The organism is Flavobacterium sp. JP2137, assembly GCF_050562195.1.
GTDB lineage: Bacteria > Bacteroidota > Bacteroidia > Flavobacteriales > Flavobacteriaceae > Flavobacterium.
In genome coordinates this window covers 2,212,761-2,233,683 of record NZ_CP191647.1, presented here as the reverse complement: position 1 = coordinate 2,233,683, position 20,923 = coordinate 2,212,761, and the positions used below count along the sequence as shown (strand labels likewise).

The 20,923-nt window shown below is 41.6% G+C and carries 17 protein-coding genes and 2 rRNA genes; 6 read left to right on the top strand and 13 right to left on the bottom strand.

Going from position 1 to position 20,923, the window contains the following annotated elements; all coding sequences use genetic code 11:
* Nucleotides 1–39 precede the first annotated feature (39 nt).
* From ACQZ43_RS09770 to ACQZ43_RS09760, 3 genes are all read right to left on the bottom strand, one after another.
* Nucleotides 40–903: a hydroxymethylglutaryl-CoA lyase gene (locus ACQZ43_RS09770; RefSeq protein WP_430612125.1), complete on the bottom strand. Its 864-nt coding sequence runs from the start codon at nt 901–903 to the stop codon at nt 40–42.
* Nucleotides 904–1,631: 728 nt separating this feature from the next.
* Nucleotides 1,632–2,249 carry a LysE family translocator gene (locus tag ACQZ43_RS09765; protein WP_430612123.1) on the bottom strand — a complete coding sequence of 206 codons (618 nt, stop codon included), beginning with the start codon at nt 2,247–2,249 and terminating at the stop codon, nt 1,632–1,634.
* Nucleotides 2,250–2,251: 2 nt separating this feature from the next.
* A complete protein-coding gene (locus tag ACQZ43_RS09760) occupies nt 2,252–3,277 on the bottom strand; it encodes a quinone-dependent dihydroorotate dehydrogenase (RefSeq protein WP_430612121.1) in 1,026 nt (341 codons plus the stop codon).
* 265 nt (nt 3,278–3,542) lie between these two features.
* Here ACQZ43_RS09760 and ACQZ43_RS09755 point away from each other — a divergent pair, with 265 nt between their 5' ends.
* Together ACQZ43_RS09755 and ACQZ43_RS09750 are read left to right on the top strand one after the other, a co-directional pair.
* The gene (locus ACQZ43_RS09755; RefSeq protein ID WP_430612119.1) at nt 3,543–3,971 is read left to right on the top strand and encodes a VOC family protein; all 429 of its coding nucleotides are present in this window, start codon (nt 3,543–3,545) and stop codon (nt 3,969–3,971) included.
* Between the two features lie 87 nt (nt 3,972–4,058).
* Entirely contained in the window at nt 4,059–4,631 is a 573-nt protein-coding gene (locus tag ACQZ43_RS09750; RefSeq protein ID WP_430612117.1) for a toxin-antitoxin system YwqK family antitoxin, read from the top strand.
* Between the two features lie 23 nt (nt 4,632–4,654).
* On the opposite strand, the gene ACQZ43_RS09745 is transcribed toward ACQZ43_RS09750, so the two are convergent.
* Genes ACQZ43_RS09745 through ACQZ43_RS09735 form a run of 3 tightly spaced genes read right to left on the bottom strand, consistent with a single transcriptional unit; the run spans nt 4,655 to nt 6,645 of the window.
* Nucleotides 4,655–5,107: a hypothetical protein gene (locus ACQZ43_RS09745; protein ID WP_430612115.1), complete on the bottom strand. Its 453-nt coding sequence runs from the start codon at nt 5,105–5,107 to the stop codon at nt 4,655–4,657.
* Nucleotides 5,070–6,167, bottom strand: coding sequence for a hypothetical protein (locus ACQZ43_RS09740; RefSeq protein WP_430612113.1), 1,098 nt, complete (start codon nt 6,165–6,167; stop codon nt 5,070–5,072). Before ACQZ43_RS09740 ends, ACQZ43_RS09745 begins: the two co-directional genes overlap by 38 nt.
* A gap of 4 nt (nt 6,168–6,171) precedes the next feature.
* Nucleotides 6,172–6,645 carry a hypothetical protein gene (locus tag ACQZ43_RS09735; protein WP_430612111.1) on the bottom strand — a complete coding sequence of 158 codons (474 nt, stop codon included), beginning with the start codon at nt 6,643–6,645 and terminating at the stop codon, nt 6,172–6,174.
* Between the two features lie 309 nt (nt 6,646–6,954).
* On the opposite strand from ACQZ43_RS09735, the gene ACQZ43_RS09730 reads away from it, so the two are divergent.
* From ACQZ43_RS09730 to ACQZ43_RS09720, 3 genes are all read left to right on the top strand, one after another.
* Entirely contained in the window at nt 6,955–9,489 is a 2,535-nt protein-coding gene (locus ACQZ43_RS09730; RefSeq protein WP_430612109.1) for a heavy metal translocating P-type ATPase, read from the top strand.
* A 273-nt stretch (nt 9,490–9,762) separates the two neighbouring features.
* On the top strand, nt 9,763–10,845 hold the full coding sequence (gene gcvT, locus ACQZ43_RS09725) for a glycine cleavage system aminomethyltransferase GcvT (RefSeq protein ID WP_430612107.1): 1,083 nt from the start codon (nt 9,763–9,765) through the stop codon (nt 10,843–10,845).
* 96 nt (nt 10,846–10,941) lie between these two features.
* A complete protein-coding gene (locus ACQZ43_RS09720) occupies nt 10,942–11,652 on the top strand; it encodes a YebC/PmpR family DNA-binding transcriptional regulator (RefSeq protein ID WP_430612105.1) in 711 nt (236 codons plus the stop codon).
* Between the two features lie 225 nt (nt 11,653–11,877).
* Here ACQZ43_RS09720 and ACQZ43_RS09715 read toward each other — a convergent pair whose 3' ends face one another.
* Both ACQZ43_RS09715 and prmA read right to left on the bottom strand, forming a co-directional pair.
* Nucleotides 11,878–12,153 (bottom strand): ATP-dependent Clp protease adaptor ClpS, encoded by a 276-nt coding sequence (locus tag ACQZ43_RS09715; protein WP_430612103.1) that lies wholly within the window; start codon nt 12,151–12,153, stop codon nt 11,878–11,880.
* A gap of 10 nt (nt 12,154–12,163) precedes the next feature.
* Complete coding sequence (prmA, locus tag ACQZ43_RS09710) at nt 12,164–13,003, bottom strand: 50S ribosomal protein L11 methyltransferase (RefSeq protein WP_430612101.1); 840 nt, start codon at nt 13,001–13,003, stop codon at nt 12,164–12,166.
* A 113-nt stretch (nt 13,004–13,116) separates the two neighbouring features.
* On the opposite strand from prmA, the gene ACQZ43_RS09705 reads away from it, so the two are divergent.
* On the top strand, nt 13,117–14,340 hold the full coding sequence (locus tag ACQZ43_RS09705) for a porin (protein WP_430612099.1): 1,224 nt from the start codon (nt 13,117–13,119) through the stop codon (nt 14,338–14,340).
* A 392-nt stretch (nt 14,341–14,732) separates the two neighbouring features.
* On the opposite strand, the gene ACQZ43_RS09700 is transcribed toward ACQZ43_RS09705, so the two are convergent.
* The 5 genes from ACQZ43_RS09700 to ACQZ43_RS09680 form a co-directional block, all read right to left on the bottom strand.
* Entirely contained in the window at nt 14,733–15,284 is a 552-nt protein-coding gene (locus tag ACQZ43_RS09700; RefSeq protein ID WP_430612097.1) for a hypothetical protein, read from the bottom strand.
* A 180-nt stretch (nt 15,285–15,464) separates the two neighbouring features.
* Nucleotides 15,465–15,959: a GNAT family N-acetyltransferase gene (locus tag ACQZ43_RS09695; protein ID WP_430612096.1), complete on the bottom strand. Its 495-nt coding sequence runs from the start codon at nt 15,957–15,959 to the stop codon at nt 15,465–15,467.
* Nucleotides 15,934–16,236: a DUF1778 domain-containing protein gene (locus ACQZ43_RS09690; RefSeq protein ID WP_430612094.1), complete on the bottom strand. Its 303-nt coding sequence runs from the start codon at nt 16,234–16,236 to the stop codon at nt 15,934–15,936. The genes ACQZ43_RS09695 and ACQZ43_RS09690 overlap by 26 nt, the downstream gene beginning before the upstream one ends.
* 1,562 nt (nt 16,237–17,798) lie before the next feature.
* Nucleotides 17,799–17,908 (bottom strand): 5S ribosomal RNA (gene rrf, locus ACQZ43_RS09685).
* 115 nt (nt 17,909–18,023) lie between these two features.
* Nucleotides 18,024–20,908, bottom strand: a 23S ribosomal RNA gene (locus ACQZ43_RS09680).
* Nucleotides 20,909–20,923: the final 15 nt, after the last annotated feature.

Genomic DNA, 20,923 nt, shown 5'->3' with positions numbered 1-20,923 from the left:
TGCACGCAAATTTAGCCTTTTAAAATCAAATAAAAAAGATTAATGATAAAAATTAAATATTTTTAACGCTTCGTTGTAAGAACTCTCAAATGACATGGCACTCAGGTTGGTATCGACTTTGTTTGCGGTAAAATAACTCAGCATTTTTTCGGTGGGCATATTACCGGTCAAATCGTCCTTGGCCATCGGACAACCACCATACCCCTTAATAGCACCGTCAAATCGATGGCAGCCCGCCTTGTATGCCGCATCTATTTTTTCAAACCAACGGTCGGGGGTGGTGTGTAAATGTGCACCAAATTCTATATGGGGGTATTTCGGAATCAAATTCGAAAACAAATAATCAATCACCTCTGGCGTAGAACTGCCTACGGTATCGGATAACGACAGAATTTTTACGCCCATATTGGCCAGTTTCTCCGTCCACTCTCCCACGATATCCACATTCCAAGGATCGCCATACGGATTTCCAAAACCCATAGATAAATAGGCAACCACCTCTTTATCGGTTCGGTGGGCGATTTCGAGAATCTCCGCCAAAGTAACTAGAGATTCCGCAATGGTTTTATGGGTGTTTCGCATCTGAAAATTCTCGGAAATCGAAAAGGGAAACCCCAAATATCGGATTTCTCGATGCTCCGAAGCCAATTCCGCACCCCGGGTATTGGCAATGATCGCCAATAGTTTACTCTGGGTTTTGGACAAATCCAATTGCGCCAATAATTCGGCCGTATCCTGCATCTGCGGAATCGCCTTTGCAGACACAAAACTACCGAAATCGATGGTGTCAAACCCAACCCGTAATAGGGATTGTATGTACTGCACCTTCTTTTCAGTGGGAATAAACATCTTTATGCCTTGCATCGCATCGCGGGGGCATTCTATTATTTTGACTGGCTTCATAAGGCTTCAAAGATATAGGAAAGTTATTCTTTTGCAAAGCGAAATCGATAAAAATAGCGGAGCTGCCGATTCGAGGATTTGTGTTTTTGCGGATTCGTTGATTCGAGGATTTATGTTTGTTGCGGATTCGTTGATTCGAGGATTTGTTTATTCGCCTAGTGATGTAAAGCAGTTCAATTTGTGAATAAAGGATGGAGCCCTTTAAAGTTTTCTGCAATCCTAAGTCTATTCGAGGATTTGTGTTTGTTGCGGATTCGTTGATTCGCAGATTTGTTTATTCGCCTAGTGACGTAAAGCAGTTCAGTTTCTGAATAAAGAATGAAGTCCTTTTTTATTTTCTGCAAAACTTCGCTGGTGCCAGCGTCACGCTGGTACCTATTTGTATTGTTGCGGATTCGTTGATTCGAGGATTTATGTATTTGCGGATTCGTTGATTCGAGGATTTGTTTATTCGCCTAGTGACGTAAAGCAGTTCAGTTTCTGAATAAAGAATGAAGTCCTTTATAGTTTTCTGCAAAACTTCGCTGGTGCCAGCGTCACGTTGGTACCCATTTGTATTGTTGGCTTATTCGTTGATTCGAGGATTTGTGTTTGTTGCGGATTCGTTGATTCGAGGATTTGTTTATTCGCTTAGTGATGTAAAGCAGTTCAGTTTCTGAATAAAGAATGAAGTTCTTTTTTATAGTTTCCTGCAATCCTAAGCGGATTAGCGAGTAAACGAATTGACCTTAAATCAGTATATAAATACCCAAGCCGGTAAAAACGACGATTTGCATCCACTTTAAAAAGGAGTTAAAAGTCCGATTGCTCTTTAATACATCGGTTAATTGGGAGGCGATGATGCTAACCGTGGTAAAGACCACGAGGGTTTGAGTGATAAAGACCAAGCCCAGTGTAAACACCTGCACTTTGATATTGCCTGCATTTTCGGAGATAAAAGTCGGAAATAGCGCCAAGAAAAACATCATCACTTTGGGGTTCATGATGTTCATCAACAAGCCTTGACGCACAAATCCCATAAAGGATTTTTCGGCGGCTTGCTGATCTTCGCGTACCAGTATATCGGCGGTATTATATACCTTATACGAGAGCCAAAACAAATAACAGGCCCCCATGATTTTAACCGCGGTAAAAATCAATTCCGAACCGATAATCAGTCCCGACACTCCAAAGGCGAACAGCGACAAGTGGAAGAGCAATCCGCCAATCTGACCCAAGGTCGTCGCTATACCGTATTTGCTGCCTCGGGTAATACTCTGAGAAAGCACGTATAAGATATCCGGTCCCGGTGTGAGAATCAAAACCAAACTGGTAATAAAAAAAGTGAGTAAAACTTCTGACGACATAGTTATTGATTCGCTTTAGCTAACAAGGCCTTATTGATCGATTTGATCAAGGCCGGTCCTTCATAGATGAATCCGGTATACAACTGAACTAAACTCGCACCAGCGTCTAATTTTTCCAAGGCATCCTCGGCCGTATGAATACCGCCAACACCGATAATCGGAAAAGAGCGGTTGCTCTTATCCGCTAAGAAACGGATCACCTCTGTACTTCTTTTAGCCAAGGGTTTTCCGCTTAATCCCCCCATTTCAGACTGGGCAGGCGAAAGCAAATGATCTCGAGAAATCGTGGTATTGGTCGCGATCACACCGGCAATTTTGGTTTCATCGACAATTTCGATGATGTCCAACAATTGGTCGTCGGTCAAATCGGGTGCAATTTTTAACAATATGGGTTTGGGTGTGGCTTTTTGCGCGTTTTTTAACTGCAAAGCATGCAACAAAGCCTTTAAAGGCTCCTTGTCTTGCAAAGCTCTTAAGTTGGGTGTGTTGGGAGAGCTCACGTTGACAACAAAATAATCGACATGATCAAACAGGGCCTCAAAGCAAATTTCGTAATCGCCGATTGCATCTTCGTTTGCAGTCAATTTGTTCTTTCCGATATTCCCCCCGATCAAAGTGCCCTTATTCTTTTTTAAACGGCTTACCGCAGCATCCACTCCGCCATTGTTAAAGCCCATGCGGTTGATGATTCCCTGATCCAATTTTAATCGAAACAACCTTTTCTTCGGATTTCCATCTTGTGCCTTAGGCGTCAGTGTTCCAATTTCTATAAACCCAAACCCGAAGTTCTCCAATTCGGAAAACATCGCCGCATCCTTGTCCAATCCAGCGGCTAAACCCACGGGATTTTTGAATGTCAATCCAAAAACCTCACGCGCCAAGCGCGGATCATTTACCTGACACTGGCTGCGAATCAAAGCCGAAACTCCCGGTATCTTATTCATCCAGCGCATCGAAAAAAAGGTGAAATGATGTACTTTTTCAGGATCAAATCTAAAGAGTATCGGACGAATAAGGCTTTTGTACATGATAGTGCGGTTTGTGTTGTATTTTTTTGCAAAAATAATCAAAATATAATGAGTTTTGACACTTTCCGATCAAAGAATTAATAATTGTGCTAAGCGATTTTCAGCAACCGCTTTTTGCGCCACAAAACAGCGGTCATTTATAAATGACCCTATTTTTTTCGACCATTAATCCCAAGATTAACAACTTATTAAACTTTTTTTTCATATCTTTAATCTTGGGCCTTTTACTAGTAAAGCCACTAAAATAACCTTTGAAACCAACACCATGATTACAACGCTAAGCCCCTATTTACACTTTGACGGAAATTGCGAACAAGCTTTTCGCTTTTACCACCGCATTTTTGGTGGTGAATTATCGCCGATAACGCGTTTTAAAGACTTTCCCTCCGACATTCCGCTCACCGAAGACGAGGGCAAGCGCGTCTTGCATATATTACTCCCCATAAACCCCCAAACCACCTTAATCGGCAGCGATCAATCCCTGCATTTTGACCCCGAATTAAAGATGGGCAACAACGTTTCTATAGCGATAAACGTGCCCTCCCAAAGCGAGGCCGAACGCCTTTTCAACGGCTTATCCGAAAACGGAACCATAACAACACCATTAGAAAAAACATTTTGGGGCGCTTGGTTTGGTATGTTTACCGACCAGTTTGGCATACATTGGATGATCAGTCACGACAAAAAACAATAAGAAATTGCTTTTTGAAGGAATGATTCGATTAAAATAGTCCGATATTAAATCAGACTTTCAGCCTAAAACCCGTAAAATCAAAAACTTTTGATACCTACTTTTAAAACGATTAGCCTATTGATTGGGGCTGTTTTTTTTCAGAGCAGCTATAGCCAATACCTTTCTACAGGATCCCCTTACAGCTCCGAAGAAAACAAGATACAAACCGAAGTCGGCGAAGTCATTGACGGCAAGCAAAACGGACTTTGGTGTCTTTATGAAGACCGCATACTACAACTTGAAAGCCATTATGTACATGGTTTGGCAAATGGCTTATGGATATGGTATTATCCCAACGGTGCTATTGAAACTAAGGCTACTTATCAAATGGGATATAAAAAAGGACCTCAGGTCTCTTACTTTGAAAATGGAAAGGCAGCATCGGAGGGCAATTATGAAGGTGAAGATCGAGATGCCTTATGGTGTGACTATGCTCCCAATGATGCTTCATACATCCAATCAACCTATACCAAAGGCAAGCTACACGGCAGTTACAAACACTATGATAAAAACGGCATATTAAGAGAAGAAGGTCATTTTAAAGACAATAAAAAAACAGGCGACTGGAACTACTTTGACAACAAAGCTAAAATTTATAAAACGGAGGACTTCAGTAAGTAGTAATCCTTATAAATACTCGTGTTTTATCGTTGAATTTCGGATATAATTTGATTTATATTCTGTGGATTAACATAAACCACACAATCTATTTGATTTCTATTTAAATACAGTATACCCAAGTCTGGTAAACCCTCCAAACTATAATCCCTTTGATCGTATATCAGAGAAGTGTTTTTCTTATTTAGAAAACGCTCCCTATTTAAGAAATTTCCATTGTTATTAATCAACAATAATTCCGTATCATCCAATTCCTTATCAGCTAAACAGGCAGCCAATGCATTAAAACAGGTCTTGCAAAATTTCCCCCGTTCATTAAAGACATAAATGCGTTCAATGCTTGAATCGATAACAATATTGTGTTTAGTCTCTAAAAAAGCAATTTTTTCATCTCTTTCAACCAGAGAACAAGACAGACAAAAAAACAATATCCAAATAAAATTAACCCGCTTTAAAAACCCTATAAAAAACCTTCCCATAACTATTGTTTTTTACTTCGACAAAAAGCCTATCGTTTAGCAATAACACTGTTCTTGAATCATATTCATCACTTTTAAACAACTCTTCCCCGAAAAAATTAAAATCCTTATCATAAGTCCTAATTCTAAATTCATAAGGTTCTTGGTCCCAAACCACTTTGTCATAATAGTCGTAGACGATAACACTATATTTTTGTGTTCTGCGATCATAAAGTACATCATTAATACAACTCACAAAACCCTCCTTTGCAACTTGGCTAGCGAGTTCAATAACTCCAATATGATTCAAATCGTCGTCAAAACTAAAAAGATTGTTATGGTAGTTGCTGAAAAATATATTTTTATCCAGACCCTTAACAAAATTGTAATCCGATGCTAAAACATTAATTGAATCGGGAATCTTAACAAAGAACTTTTTGAATCCCATACTCACTATAGGATTGCTGTGAAACAAACTATTAAATCGCCCTAATACATAGGCATCCTTTTGTGCTTTATAAAACAAATCAAAATCGGTTCCACTGTTTTTGATTTTGTTCCGTAAATCAGCATTCCCCAAATAATAAACAGGCACTATTAGATTATTTAAATCAAAATTTCCAATAGAATTATTGTGGAAAGGGATAAAAAAATATTCATCCTTATACGTTGCTTCTAAAGGAATATTTAAATTCAAGCTACTGAAAATCAACCCCTTTTTATTTAAAAAATCAAGCACATTACTTTTACCTTCTGTAATAAGTATGGTATCCCTATCAATTACTTTCAGATTGTTTAAAAAGCTGTTTTCATCGCTGTACTTTAAGACAACGCTATCCAAAAAATCTCCATTTTCATCATAGTACTTAATCCTATGTCCATGAAGGGGTTTGACAAAATAAATCTCATAACGCTGCGCCAGCTCGTTATACAAAACCCCTCGATTTAGGTGACTCGGGTTAAACCCTATATCAAAATTTATGATAGCTTTTTCATCCACACTTGTATTACACGAAAAAAACAGAGACACCAATACAAGCACCACTAATCTCTTTCTATCAACAAGCTGAGTAAAATCCATTCTACTAACTATATTTAAAAGGGATAATCACTTCTTTTTTATCACTTCTAAAAACATAATATATATTTTTCAAATCGAAATTAACTCGAAATTCCGAAATATATCCTTGTTCGATAAACAACTTTTTTAGTTCTTTAATATGAATATAATTGGGATCCGCTTGCCGCGTAAGCATTTGCTCTCTGGTTGGATTCATGATAATTACTACTTCTTCTGCACAATCATATCCACCATAAAAACAATAACCAACAAGGAAATTGTAAAACTGATTTAATTTAATCTGACTAGCCGTCAATTCTCCTGCAGCACCGTCAACTAAAATCTTAGATAAACTTTCCTTGTTTATAAAGAAATTCTCATAACGATCATCATCAGTTGTTTTTTCCGTTTTCTTAGGCTCTTCAAAATCAACAAATTTCTCATCTATTGAACAAGAAACTACTAGAAAAAGAAACCCTATTAAAATAAAATTTTTCATAAAATATAGTTTTAATTAATCTTCCCATTTATACGGTATTCCAAAAACAAACATTCTATTATTTAAAAGACTTAAAAAAAACCAACATATTACAATTTTAACATCTTTATTCTAAAAAAACAACTGTGACAAAACTGTAAATCGAACTAACAGACTATTTTTTTGTCGCCGTATCTTGCTGAGCGTACGTTTAATTAAAAGCGAGCCACACAAAAAAACGACAATCTTCATTATCTTTAGTAACTTTACCTAATTGCAGGTTAAATCTATTCTTACAATTTTATTTATTAACTATTTAAGAGACATAAAATGAAAAAAACATATAAAATCACTGGCATGACCTGCAACGGTTGTAGAACGAAAGTAGAAGACACCCTAAATCAGATCAAAGGTGTACAAGCAGCAGTAACCCTCGAAACTGGTGAAGCAGCATTAGAAATGAAACAAGACACCAGCACCGAAGCATTGCAAAAAGCCTTATTTGCAAAAGGCGACTATGTTATTCAAGAAATCATTACGCTTAAAGACGGTACTCAAGAAATTTTAGCTGCCGTACATGTCGATCACAAGGCTCATGAAGTCGAAGTTCCCAAGAGCATGAGTGATCATGCTGGAAAATATTTTTGTCCGATGCTGTGCGAAGGCGATAAAATATACGACACCAACGTCGGTTGTCCGATTTGCGGAATGAATCTCGAGCAAATTCCCGCAAAAAAGATCGTCAAAACCGTCTATTACTGTCCGATGTTGTGCGAAGGCGACAAGACCTACGACGAACCGGGATCCTGTCCCAAGTGCGGCATGGATTTGGTGGCCAAAACCCTGTCTATAGAACCCGAAGACACCACCTATAAAGACCTGCTTAAAAAGCTTCAAATAGCCACCCTATTCACCGTTCCCATCTTTATATTGTCCATGGGTGATATGCTGCCGGGCAATCCCGTGTCCAAAATTATTCCGCATACCGTATCCAACTACATACAACTGTTGTTTTGTCTGCCGGTGATCTACGTGACTTGGATGTTTTTTGACCGCGCCTGGACCTCGTTTAAAACGTGGAACTTAAACATGTTTAGCCTGATTGGATTGGGAACCGCAGCCGGATTTATTTTCAGCTTAGTCGCCTTGTTCTTTCCGTCGATCTTCCCCGATGACTTTCGCGGTGAACACGGAACCATCCACTTGTACTTTGAGTCGGTAGCCGTGATATTGACCTTGGTACTCGTCGGTCAAGTGATGGAGGCCAAGGCACACAGCCGAACCAGCGGAGCGATCAAAGAACTGTTAAAACTCTCTCCTACCGATGCCACCTTAGTCACCGAACAGGGCGATGAGAAAATCGATATCGAAAAAATTGAAATCGGATATAGCCTACGCGTAAAACCCGGAGAAAAAATTCCGGTCGATGGGGTCATCGTCGACGGAGAAAGCGGCATAGACGAAGCCATGATTACCGGCGAACCCATACCCATAATCAAAAAAGCCGGTGACAAAGTAATCGCCGGTACGATCAACGGCAATCAAAGCTTTGTCATGCAGGCCGAAAAAGTCGGCAGCGATACCCTATTGGCCAAAATCATTGAAATGGTCAATACCGCCAGCCGCTCGCGAGCACCCATACAAAAACTAGCCGATAAGGTAGCCAAATACTTTGTGCCCACCGTAATCGCCATTGCCCTAATCACCTTTGGCATTTGGTACATCTGGGGTCCAGAACCCAAAATGGTCTACGCCTTTGTCAATGCGCTTGCCGTGTTGATCATCGCTTGTCCCTGTGCCCTCGGTTTAGCCACGCCCATGTCCATCATGGTCGGTATTGGCAAGGGCGCACAAAACGGTATTTTGATCAAAAATGCCGAAGCACTGGAAATCAGCAACAAGATCAATGTGTTGATCACGGATAAAACGGGAACCCTCACCGAGGGCAAACCCTCTATCGAAAAAATAGTTTCGACATCCGAAACCTATACCGAAAGCGAGCTCTTACAACTAACCGCATCCTTAAATCAAAATAGCGAACACCCGCTAGCCCTTTCCTTTACCAAAAAGGCCAAGGATGAAGCCGTGTCGCTCATACCGGTTAAAATGTTTATCTCCCTAACGGGCAAAGGCATACAAGGCCTGGTACAAGGCAAGAAAATATCCTTGGGCAACACCGCGTTAATGCAAGAAGTTCAGGCCGTTGTAAATCCCAAAATGGCCTCGGAAGTCCATGCGCAACAAAGCCTTGGAAAAACCGTTTCCTATATTGCCGAAGGTGCCGAAATACTGGGCTATGTAGTCTTATACGACAAGATTAAACCGTCGAGTAAAAAAGCGATTCAAGACCTGCAAAACCGAGGAATCGAGGTCATCATGATCACGGGCGACAACAAAAACACCGCCCTGGCCGTAGCCGATGAATTGGGCATACAAAACTTCTTTGCCGAAGCCCTGCCTCAAGATAAATTAGCCGAGATTAAAAAACTGCAAGACAGCGGAAAAATCGTCGCCATGGCCGGTGACGGTATCAACGACGCCCCTGCCTTAGCACAGGCCAATATCGGTATTTCAATGGGAACCGGAACCGATGTCGCTATTGAGAGCTCGGAAATCACCTTGCTAAAAGGCGATTTAGGAGGCATTCCTCAGGCTATTCAACTCAGCCATTCCGTAATGAAAAACATCAAGCAAAACCTGTTTTTTGCCTTTTTCTACAACACGGTGGGCATACCGATTGCCGCTGGAATACTCTATCCCGTTTTCGGTTTGGTATTGTCGCCGATGATTGCCGCCTTGGCCATGAGTTTTAGTTCCGTATCGGTAATCCTTAACTCCCTGCGCCTCAGAAGTACAAAATTGTAATTCCACAGCCAAAAAGGCTACGCATAAAACGGCTTGCTCCTCCATACGAGGAGCAAGCTTTGCTTTTAAACCAAGGCCAAACCACCATAAAATTACTCCGATACCAAGCACGCGGAGCCACTACAGTCTAGGACAGCTATCTCCTTGTAGTAAAAACCCCTGCAGCATTTAACAACTTCCCCGCAGGAGGACTAATTCTTTAGGTCAATCCGTTTTTTTTGAACTAAAAATTGGTTATTTTAGCGCCCTTAATCAATTTGTTACACAACGATCATGAAACACGTTACTCTAAACCACATACACGAAGCACTCGGAGCAAAAATGGTTCCTTTTGCCGGATTCTCTATGCCCGTTCAATACGAAGGCGTAAACATTGAACACGAAACCATCCGCAACGGTGTGGGAGTATTTGATGTGTCACACATGGGATTGTTTAAAATATCCGGTCCTCATGCCTTGGCATTAGTACAAAAAGTAACTTCCAACGACGCTTCGGTATTGACCGACGGAAAAGCACAGTACTGCTATTTCCCCAATGAACAAGGCGGCGTAATCGATGATATCATTACCTATAAAGTGCATGACGAAGAATATTTGATGGTAGTCAATGCCTCAAATATCGATAAAGACTGGAACTGGGTGTCTTCTCACAACGACGTAGGAGCGGTTTTAGAAAACCTTTCCGACTCGTATTCCCTATTGGCCATACAAGGACCAAAAGCGATAGAAGCCATGCAAAGCCTGGCGGAAATCGACTTAGCAGCGATTAAGTTCTACCACTTTGAAACCACCACTTTTGCCGGAGTAGCCGATGTCATTATCTCTGCAACGGGATATACCGGTTCGGGAGGATTTGAAATTTATGTAAAAAACCAAGATGTAGAAGCGATTTGGAACAAGGTATTCGAAGCAGGCGCTGCTTGGGGAATCAAACCAATCGGACTAGCTGCCAGAGATACGTTGAGATTGGAAATGGGCTACTGCTTATACGGAAACGAAATCACAGACGAGACGTCACCATTGGAAGCCGGATTGGGCTGGGTAACCAAATTCACCAAAGCATTTATCAATTCGGAAAACCTAAAAGCAGAAAAAGAAGCCGGTTTAAAAAACAAATTAGTAGGTTTTGAATTGATCGACAGAGGAATTCCACGCCACGATTACGAAATTGTCAACAAAGAGGGAGTCGTAATCGGAAAAGTAACTTCAGGTACCATGTCACCGTCCCTAAACAAGGGTATTGGAATGGGATATGTACCGGTAGCCTACGCTAAAGAAGGTACTGAAATCTTTATCAGAATTCGAAAAAACGATATCGCAGCACAAATTGTAAAAACACCTTTTTACAAAAAATAACATTCAAAAAGGAGGATATATATCCTCCTTTGTTGTAGAACAAAAAATATTTACCCGTATTTTTGTATTCCAAAAATGATTAAAAAGCAATAAGAAATGGGAAGAGCGTTTGAATTTAGAAAAAACAGAAAGCTAAAACGTTGGTCTGCAATGGCAAAAACGTTTACTAGAATAGGAAAAGACATCGTGATGGCGGTCAAAGAAGGCGGTCCCAATCCCGATTCCAACTCTCGTTTACGCGCGGTTATCCAAAATGCCAAGGCGGCAAATATGCCTAAGGAAAACGTAGAAAGAGCCATTAAAAAAGCCTCTGACAAAGATACGGCCAACTACAAAGAAGTGCTCTTTGAAGGCTATGCTCCGCACGGTATTGCTATTCTAATTGAAACCGCAACAGACAACAACAACAGAACCGTAGCCAATATCAGAAGTTATTTCAACAAGTGCAACGGTACTTTTGGTACCCAGGGCTCGGTGGAGTTTATGTTTGATCATACCTGCAACTTCCGCATCCCTCAAAATGACAGCATCGATTTGGAAGAGTTTGAACTGGAATTGATCGATTTCGGAATTGACGAAATTTTTGACGACGAAGACGGCATCATGATCTATGCCCCTTTCGAAAGCTTTGGAGCCATTCAAAAAGAATTGGAAAGCAGAGGCTTGGAGATTTTATCTTCGGGTTTTGACCGCATTCCACAAATTACCAAGGAACTAACCGAAGACCAAATCGCCGATGTAGAAAAACTACTGGAGCGAATCGAAGAGGACGAAGACGTGCAAAACGTGTTTCACACCATGGCCTAACCGCCGGAGTATATATACAAAAAGAGACCTTCTACCACATAGAAGGTCTCTTTTGTTTTTATCGGAATCCGATATATGTTTTGGAGCAAGGCGCTTTCGCATTCAACGCCCTTTTCCGCCCGCTATTCGCTATATCTTTACTCGCGCAAGCGCTTAGTAAAGGATGCCGCTGCTATCGGGGCTATATCCACCGCGCTGCACACAAGCCGCTGCGAATGGGTCATACTACATGATTTCGGCACTTAAACCCGCATCCAACAACTGCAAACACTGCGGTTTCAATTGGTTAAACGCACCGGTTTTTACCGTGCAACGGCCTTTGTAATGCACTAAAACCGCACATTGCTCCGCCTGCTCCGAAGTATGGTTACACACGCGAATCAAGGTGTCGATTACATGATCAAAGGTATTGACGTCGTCGTTGTACAACACCAACTCGCTTTGACCGTCTATCAGTTCCGAAACGTCTACTTCTTCTATTACTTTTTCCTTGGTACTCATCACGCTATTTTTATGCTTTATTAAATTTTAAAGACACCCAATTGTTCTTCTCCAATTGGCTGATGTATTCCAAACCTTGTTTGGCAGCCTCCTCCTTAATATAAGGAATATCTTCGGTGTAAAAACCGCTAAAATAAATCGACCCAGCCGGTTTTAAACACTGCACATAAGTCGCCATATCGTTGAGCAAGATATTTCTATTGATATTGGCTAAGATAATATCGTATTTTTCTTCCTTTGTCAATATACTGGCATCACCTTCAAAAATAGCCATATTATTACAAGCATTTCGCTCGGCATTTTCAATGGAGTTTAAATAACACCAGTTGTCGATATCAATCGCATCGACCTGTTTAGCACCGCGCATCGAAGCCAATATGCCCAAAATAGCCGTCCCACATCCCATATCCAAAACCACTTTATCCGCCATCTCATTTTGCAAAATATGGCGAATCATCATATAAGTCGTCTCGTGGTGACCCGTGCCAAAACTCATCTTGGGTTCGATAACGATATCGTATTTAGCCGAGGTTTTCTCGTGAAAAGGCGCGCGTACATAACACACTCCATCCACGTCAATCGGATTAAAGTTTTTCTCCCATTCCTCGTTCCAATTTATCTGTTCGATATCTTCTACGATATAACTTATTTTGAAATCCGAAGATCCCAAAATCTGCACGCCGTCTAAAATGTCCTCGCTCCACAGCGATTTTTGCACATAAGCCGAAACACCGTTCTCGGATTCCTCGAAACTTTCGAACGCCTTTTCGGCCAATTCTGCAATTAAAATTTCAGTACCTAACTCTCTAGGTTCCACTTCAAAACGGTATGCGATATACGATACTTCCATAAAATTTACTTTCTTAACACTCAGTTAACAATCACTTAATTTGCCGGTAACAATTTCTTGACGCAGCAAACGAAATTAAGTTTAGTTTTGCATGTAAATTTAAAAAATATAAAATGAAAAAGGCATACATCTTAATTTTTATCTTTTTTGGCCTTATCGCTCAGGCTCAGGTATTTAAAAAAAGTGAGACTCATAATGACCTTAAACTATCGTCTCTACCCTATTACAGCTATGGAAAAGGCTTGGGAATGACCTCTGCAGACAGTATTTTTCAGCTCAACATTCGCTTTAGAATGCAAAACCGAATTACCTATATGGAGAAGGAAGGAGAAGAAGGCGCCTACGATGCCCAGATTCGCAGACTGCGTTTGCGCTTTGATGGATATGTTGGTAATCCCCATTTTCTATATGTCATTCAACTTTCCTTTGCACCCGGCGATGTCGGTGAAATCGAAGAGGGAAAAAACATCAACATCATCCGCGATGCCGCCTTGATATACCGTCCCAATGACAATTGGAGCTTTACCTTTGGACAAACCAAGCTTCCGGGTAACAGACAACGGGTCAACTCATCCGGTGCCTTACAATTGACCGATCGCTCGATCAACAACGCCAAATTCAACCTCGATCGCGATTTTGGAATCCAAGCCTATTACCTACAAGAACACAAAGACGCCTTTTCATACAACATCAAAACAGCCATTTCCAGTGGACAAGGTAGAAACTGGACCGGTAACAATACCAATGTGGCCCTTACCGGAAAATTGGAACTACTCCCCTTCGGTACCTTTTCCAAAGACGGCTCTTACTTCGAAGGCGATTTAATCCGCGAACAGGATCCCAAACTCATGCTTTCCGGTACCTACCACCAAAACAACAATGCCAATTTATCACAGGGACAATTGGGCGAGCAGCTGTTCGAAGCCCGACGCTTTAACGCCCTGCTTCTCGACGGAATCTTAAAATACAACGGATGGGCAGCCATGTTGTCGTATATGAATAGAATGACCGACGACCCCATTACCAACGGTGTGGATTCCAATGGCGCAGCAGCCAGCAATTACGTCTTTGCAGGCCACGGAATGGATTATCAACTGAGTTACCTATTCCCGAACAACTACGAGCTTATCGGCCGTTATTCGATGCAAAAAGTGCAAGACGAACTCTTCGACCGAAACGTACCCAATACCAATCAATACAGCATAGGAGTAACCAAATATTTGTGGGAACACGCCTTCAAAATTCAAACCGAACTCACCTTTGACGAACTGCGCTATCAGTCGGGAAATCAAAAAAACAATTGGTACCTAAGGGTACAATTCGAAATCGGTATTTAAAACGCAAAGCCATCTCAAAAGGATGGCTTTCTTTTTTTTAGAAAATCCGTTAAATATTAAACCGGAACTCCCCCAGTCGTCTTTTTTAAACGAACCTATGCGTTGATCGCATTAGCAACTTGCTGGTAAAAGCCTATTAGCGGATTTGCCGATGCGCGGATGCGCCTTGGTTAGTAGAAAGCAGTTAAGAATTGCGTTTTTTATTCGGAAATTGAACCCAAGGAGAAGCTGATTCGTTTATTTTCGGATGCGCGGATACGCCTTGGTTTGTAGAAAATATATAAGAACTGCATTTATTATTCGGAAAAGAACTCTAAGAAAACGCTTATTCGCGGATTTGCCGATGCGCGGATGCGCCTTGGTTTGTAGAAAATATATAAGAACTGCATTTATTATTCGGAAAAGAACTCCAATAAAACGCTTATTCGCTGATTTGCCGATGCGCGGATGCGCCTTGGTTTGTAGAAAATATATAAGGACTGCGTTTTTAATACGGAAAAGAACTCCAAGAAAACGCTTATTCGCGGATTTGCCGATGCGCGGATGCGCCTTGGATTGTAGAAAATATTTAAGAACTGCATTTTAATCCCGAAAAGAACTCCAAGAAAACGCTTATTCGCTGATTTGCCGATGCGCGGATGCGCCTTGGTTTGTAGAAAATATATAAGGACTGCGTTTTTAATACGGAAAAGAACTCCAAGAAAACGCTTATTCGCGGATTTGCCGATGCGCGGATGCGCCTTGGATTGTAGAAAATATTTAAGAACTGCATTTTTAATCCCGAAAAGAACTCCAAGAAAACGCTTATTCGCTGATTTGCCGATGCGCGGATGCGCCTTGGTTTGCAGAAAGCAGTTAAGAACTGCATTTTTAATCCCGAAAAGAACTCCTTTGCACGACCTAGCGAATAAACGAATCCGCGAATAAACGAATCCGCGAATCAATTATGTACTGCTGTACAAAACAAAACCCACTAGGCATTACTCATGTGGATACCCGTTGTAGCTGAATGGTTTCGTTTGACTTTTGCACTAAAAACCAAAGCCTTCAAAATACTTCAACCGTTGGAAACAATAAAAATGCAGAGTTCTTTACAGACTCTGCACTATACGTAAAAGCAAAAATTATAAATCTTTTATCGTTTTCATTAGTAAAAACATTTTACCCGATGTGGGCAATAAGATAAAACCATAGTGAGCGTAAAACAGCTGTGCCTTCTTATCAATTGGATCAACTACAACCGCCACGGCCCCCATGCTCTCTGAAATTGATAAACTTCGATTTAGTGCATCCATAAGAATTATTTCTCCATATCTCTTACCTTTAATGGATTGGTCTATTGCCAGTCGACCTAAAAGAATAGTTGGTAGTTCCACGTAACTCGGAGGAAGTTTTTTGATTAAGTCCTCTGAAAATTCTTCTCTTTTTATAGAATTTGCAGATAAGGTATAATATCCTTTGACTGTATCATCATCGTCTACTAACACAAAACAAGCAGACAAATCACGATTTACATCCTGTTTAGCTTGTCTTCGTATATAATTATCTAAAAGTTCATAGCCGCAATTGAACTTTGATTTGTCATGCTTTTTTTCAAGAGCTGCTATTTTCAACACCATTTGATTCAACAAATTTTAAATAATTTAATTGAGCATTTTTAAGTTTGGAATTCGGTTTTGGCGGGTTTAATAGTGCATCTATAAAAACCTTTTTATCTTCAAAACTCTTGAGAATTAGGTTGTTTTCAAGAATAATCCTATTTGCTTCATTGCTTATGCAAAAAACAACAAACTCTGTAAGATTTTTAAAACCTTTCAATTCACTTGCAAACTTAATTAACTCCTTCTGTTCCTTGCTTATTCGAACATCAATCCTGTCATTAACTATAGTTGCCATATTATATATATTACTTTTTATTTGATTTATCGATAGTATGATTTCTTATCTTATTCAACTATTTGATACGCTGAATTATAGCAGCAATTACACACGAATCGCTTAAACAAATGTACGTGTAATTTCCGTACAAAAAAAATACGATATAAATTTTATTACTGCCAACAATGAACCAAGTACGAAACGGAACACCTTTACGCCAACTAACAAATCAGTAAAAGCTTATTTGGCTAGAGGCCTATTCGCTTATTTGCGGATGCGCGGATACGCCTTGGTTTGTAGAAAGTATTTAATTACTGCATTTTTTATTCAGAGACTGAGTTTGTTTATGCAAATATCGAATAAGGAAAAGCTTATTCGCTTATTTACGGATGCGCGGATGCGCCTTAGTTTGCGGAAAGGAGTTAAGAATTGCTTTTTTTATTCGAAATTGAACCCAAGGAGAAGCTGATCCGTTGATTTGCGGATGCGCGGATGGGCCATATTTTGTACAAAGGATTTAAGGATTGCAATTTTTATTCGGAATTGAACCCAAGCAGAAGCTGATTCGTTTATTTGCGGATGCGCGGATGCGCCTTGGTTTGCAGAAAGTATTTAATTATTGCATTTTTTATTCAGAGACTGAGTTCGATTATGCAAATATCGAATAAGGAAAAGCTGATGCGCTGATTTGCGGATGCGCGGATGCGCCTTAGTTTGCGGAAAGGAGTTAAGAATTGCTTTTTTTATTCGAAATTGAACCTAAGGAGAAGCTGATTCGTTGATTTGCGGATGCGCGGATACGCCTTGGTTTGCAGAAAGTATTTAATTATTGCATTTTTTATTCAGAGACTGAGTTCGATTATGCAAATATCGAATAAGGAAAAGCTGATGCGCTGATTTGCGGATGCGCGGATGCGCCTTAGTTTGCGGAAAGGAGTTAAGAATTGCTTTTTTTATTCGAAATTGAACCCAAGGAGAAGCTGATTCGTTGATTTGCGGATGCGCGGATGGGCCATATTTTGTACAAAGGATTTAAGGATTGCAATTTTTATTCGGAATTGAACCCAAGCAGAAGCTGATTCGTTTATTTGCGGATGCGCGGATGCGCCATATTTTGTACAAAGGATTTAAGGATTGCAATTTTTATTCGGAAATTGAACCCAAGGAGAAGCTGATTCGATTATTTGCGGATGCGCGGATGCGCCTTAGTTTGTAGAAAATATATAAGAACTGCGTTTTTAATCCCGAAAATGAACTCCTTTACGCAACCTAGCGAATAAACAAATCTGCGAATCATCGAATCAGCATCAAGTCCATTACCAGATTTGCCCTGTTTGCAGAAAGCATGTAAGGACTATATATTTAATTCGGAAAAGAACTCCTTTACGCAACCTGGCAAATCAGCGAATAAACAAATCAGCGAATCAACAAATCATCGAATCTGCATAAAACAAAAAACCCCTAGTCTGTGAAGACTAGGGGTTCTTAAAAGAAAGGCGACGAACCGAGGCCAAAGGCCGAACACGTCGCTCCATATAAACAAAAAACCCCTAGTCTGTGAAGACTAGGGGTTCTCAAAAGAAAGGCGACGACATACTCTCCCACATAAATGCAGTACCATCTGCGCTAACGGGCTTAACTGCTCTGTTCGAAATGGGAAGAGGTGAGCCCCGCTGCAATAACCACCTTAAATCGGTTGTTATCCAAGGGTTTGGAATAACGAATATCGTAACATACGAAGATATTTAAATACGTGTATTGTATAAGTAGAAAGTCATCCTGTCCCGTTTAAAAAACGGGACAGTACACATAAGCTTACGGGTTATTAGTACTACTCGACTATGACATTACTGCCTTTACATCTATAGCCTATCAACGTGGTCATCTCCCACGACCCTTTAAAGAAATCTCATCTTGTGGTGGGTTTCGCGCTTATATGCTTTCAGCGCTTATCCCTGCCAAACGTAGCTACTCTGCGATGCCCCTGGCGAGACAACAGATACACTAGAGGTTTGTCCAAATCGGTCCTCTCGTACTAGAATCAGATCCACTCAAATTTCTAACGCCCGCAGTAGATAGAGACCGAACTGTCTCACGACGTTCTGAACCCAGCTCGCGTGCCACTTTAATGGGCGAACAGCCCAACCCTTGGGACCTTCTCCAGCCCCAGGATGTGACGAGCCGACATCGAGGTGCCAAACCCCCCCGTCGATATGAGCTCTTGGGGGAGATCAGCCTGTTATCCCCGGCGTACCTTTTATCCTTTGAGCGATGGCCCTTCCATGCGGAACCACCGGATCACTATGCTCTACTTTCGTACCTGGTCGACTTGTTAGTCTCTCAGTCAAGCTCCCTTATACCATTGCACTCTACGCACGGTTACCAAGCGTGCTGAGGGAACCTTTAGAAGCCTCCGTTACTCTTTTGGAGGCGACCACCCCAGTCAAACTACCCACCAAGCAATGTCCTCCATTATATGGAGTTAGATCTCAAATAAGCAAAGGGTGGTATTTCAACAATGACTCCACAACGCCTAGCGACGCCACTTCACAGTCTCCCACCTATCCTACACATCACTTATCCAAGAACAATACTAAGCTATAGTAAAGGTGCACAGGGTCTTTTCGTCCCACTGCGGGTAATCGGCATCTTCACCGATACTACAATTTCACCGAGCTCATGGCTGAGACAGCGTCCAGATCGTTACACCATTCGTGCAGGTCGGAACTTACCCGACAAGGAATTTCGCTACCTTAGGACCGTTATAGTTACGGCCGCCGTTTACTGGGGCTTCAATTCAATGCTTCTGATTGCTCATAACATCTCCTCTTAACCTTCCAGCACCGGGCAGGTGTCAGGCCCTATACTTCATCTTACGATTTTGCAGAGCCCTGTGTTTTTGATAAACAGTCGCCTGGACCTCTTCACTGCGGCCAGCTTGCGCTGGCGACCTTTCTCCCGAAGTTACAGGTCTATTTTGCCTAGTTCCTTAGCCATGAATCTCTCGAGCACCTTAGGATTCTCTCCCCAACTACCTGTGTCGGTTTACGGTACGGGTACTTATAATCTATGTTTAGAAGGTTTTCTTGGAAGCCCTTAGGCACACTATCTACTTGTCCGTAGACTCGCAGTACTATCGATCTTTGCCATTCCAAACGCATTTTACTATCTGGAATATAGCTACAATCTTCAACGAACTATTCCGTCAGTTCGCGGTGCTTTCATCACTCCGTCACTCCATCACAATTATAAGTAGTACGGGAATATTAACCCGTTGGCCATCGACGTCCCCCTTCGGGTTTGCCTTAGGACCCGACTAACCCACAGCTGATTAGCATAGCTGTGGAAACCTTAGTTTTTCGGTGTGCGGGTTTCTCGCCCGCATTATCGTTACTTATGCCTACATTTTCTTTTCTAATTAGTCCAGCAAGTCTCACAACTCACCTTCAACCCCATTAGAATGCTCCCCTACCACTTACAAACCCTTGTCTGTAAATCCATAGCTTCGGTAGTATACTTATGCCCGATTATTATCCATGCTCGTCCGCTCGACTAGTGAGCTGTTACGCACTCTTTAAATGAATGGCTGCTTCCAAGCCAACATCCTAGCTGTCTGGGCAGACAAACCGCGTTTTTTCAACTTAGTATACATTTGGGGACCTTAGCTGATGGTCTGGGTTCTTTCCCTCTCGGACATGGACCTTAGCACCCATGCCCTCACTGTTAGTGAACATTATATAGCATTCGGAGTTTGTCAGGAATTGGTAGGTGGTGAAACCCCCGCATCCAATCAGTAGCTCTACCTCTATATAACTTTATAACTAACGCTGCACCTAAATGCATTTCGGGGAGTACGAGCTATTTCCGAGTTTGATTGGCCTTTCACCCCTACCCACAGGTCATCCGAAGACTTTTCAACGTCAACCGGTTCGGTCCTCCATTTAGTGTTACCTAAACTTCAACCTGCCCATGGGTAGATCACACGGTTTCGCGTCTACCACTACTGACTAAAGCGCCCTATTCAGACTCGCTTTCGCTACGGATCCATGGCTTAACCACTTATCCTTGCCAGCAACGGTAACTCGTAGGCTCATTATGCAAAAGGCACGCCGTCACCCCACTTAAGGGCTCCGACCGCTTGTAGGCGTATGGTTTCAGGATCTATTTCACTCCGTTATTCACGGTTCTTTTCACCTTTCCCTCACGGTACTGGTTCACTATCGGTCTCTCAGGAGTATTTAGCCTTAGCGGATGGTCCCGCCAGTTTCAATCAGGGTTTCACGTGCCCCGACCTACTCAGGATACCACTATTCTTATCTTCCATTACTTATACGGGACTGTCACCCTCTATGGTCAAGCTTTCCAACTTGTTCTAATTCTGTCCGCAAGAAATCTCGTGGTCCTACAACCCCAATATTGCCGTAACAACATTGGTTTGGGCTGTTCCGCGTTCGCTCGCCACTACTTACGGAATCACTTTTGTTTTCTTCTCCTCCGCCTACTTAGATGTTTCAGTTCAGCGGGTTTGCCTCCTATCGGATACTATGTCTTCAACATAGTGGGTTGCCCCATTCGGATATCTACGGATCAATTCGTGTGTGCCGATCCCCGTAGCTTTTCGCAGCTTATCACGTCCTTCTTCGCCTCTGAGAGCCTAGGCATCCCCCATACGCCCTTATTTTGCTTATGTGCTTGTGTAATCAAT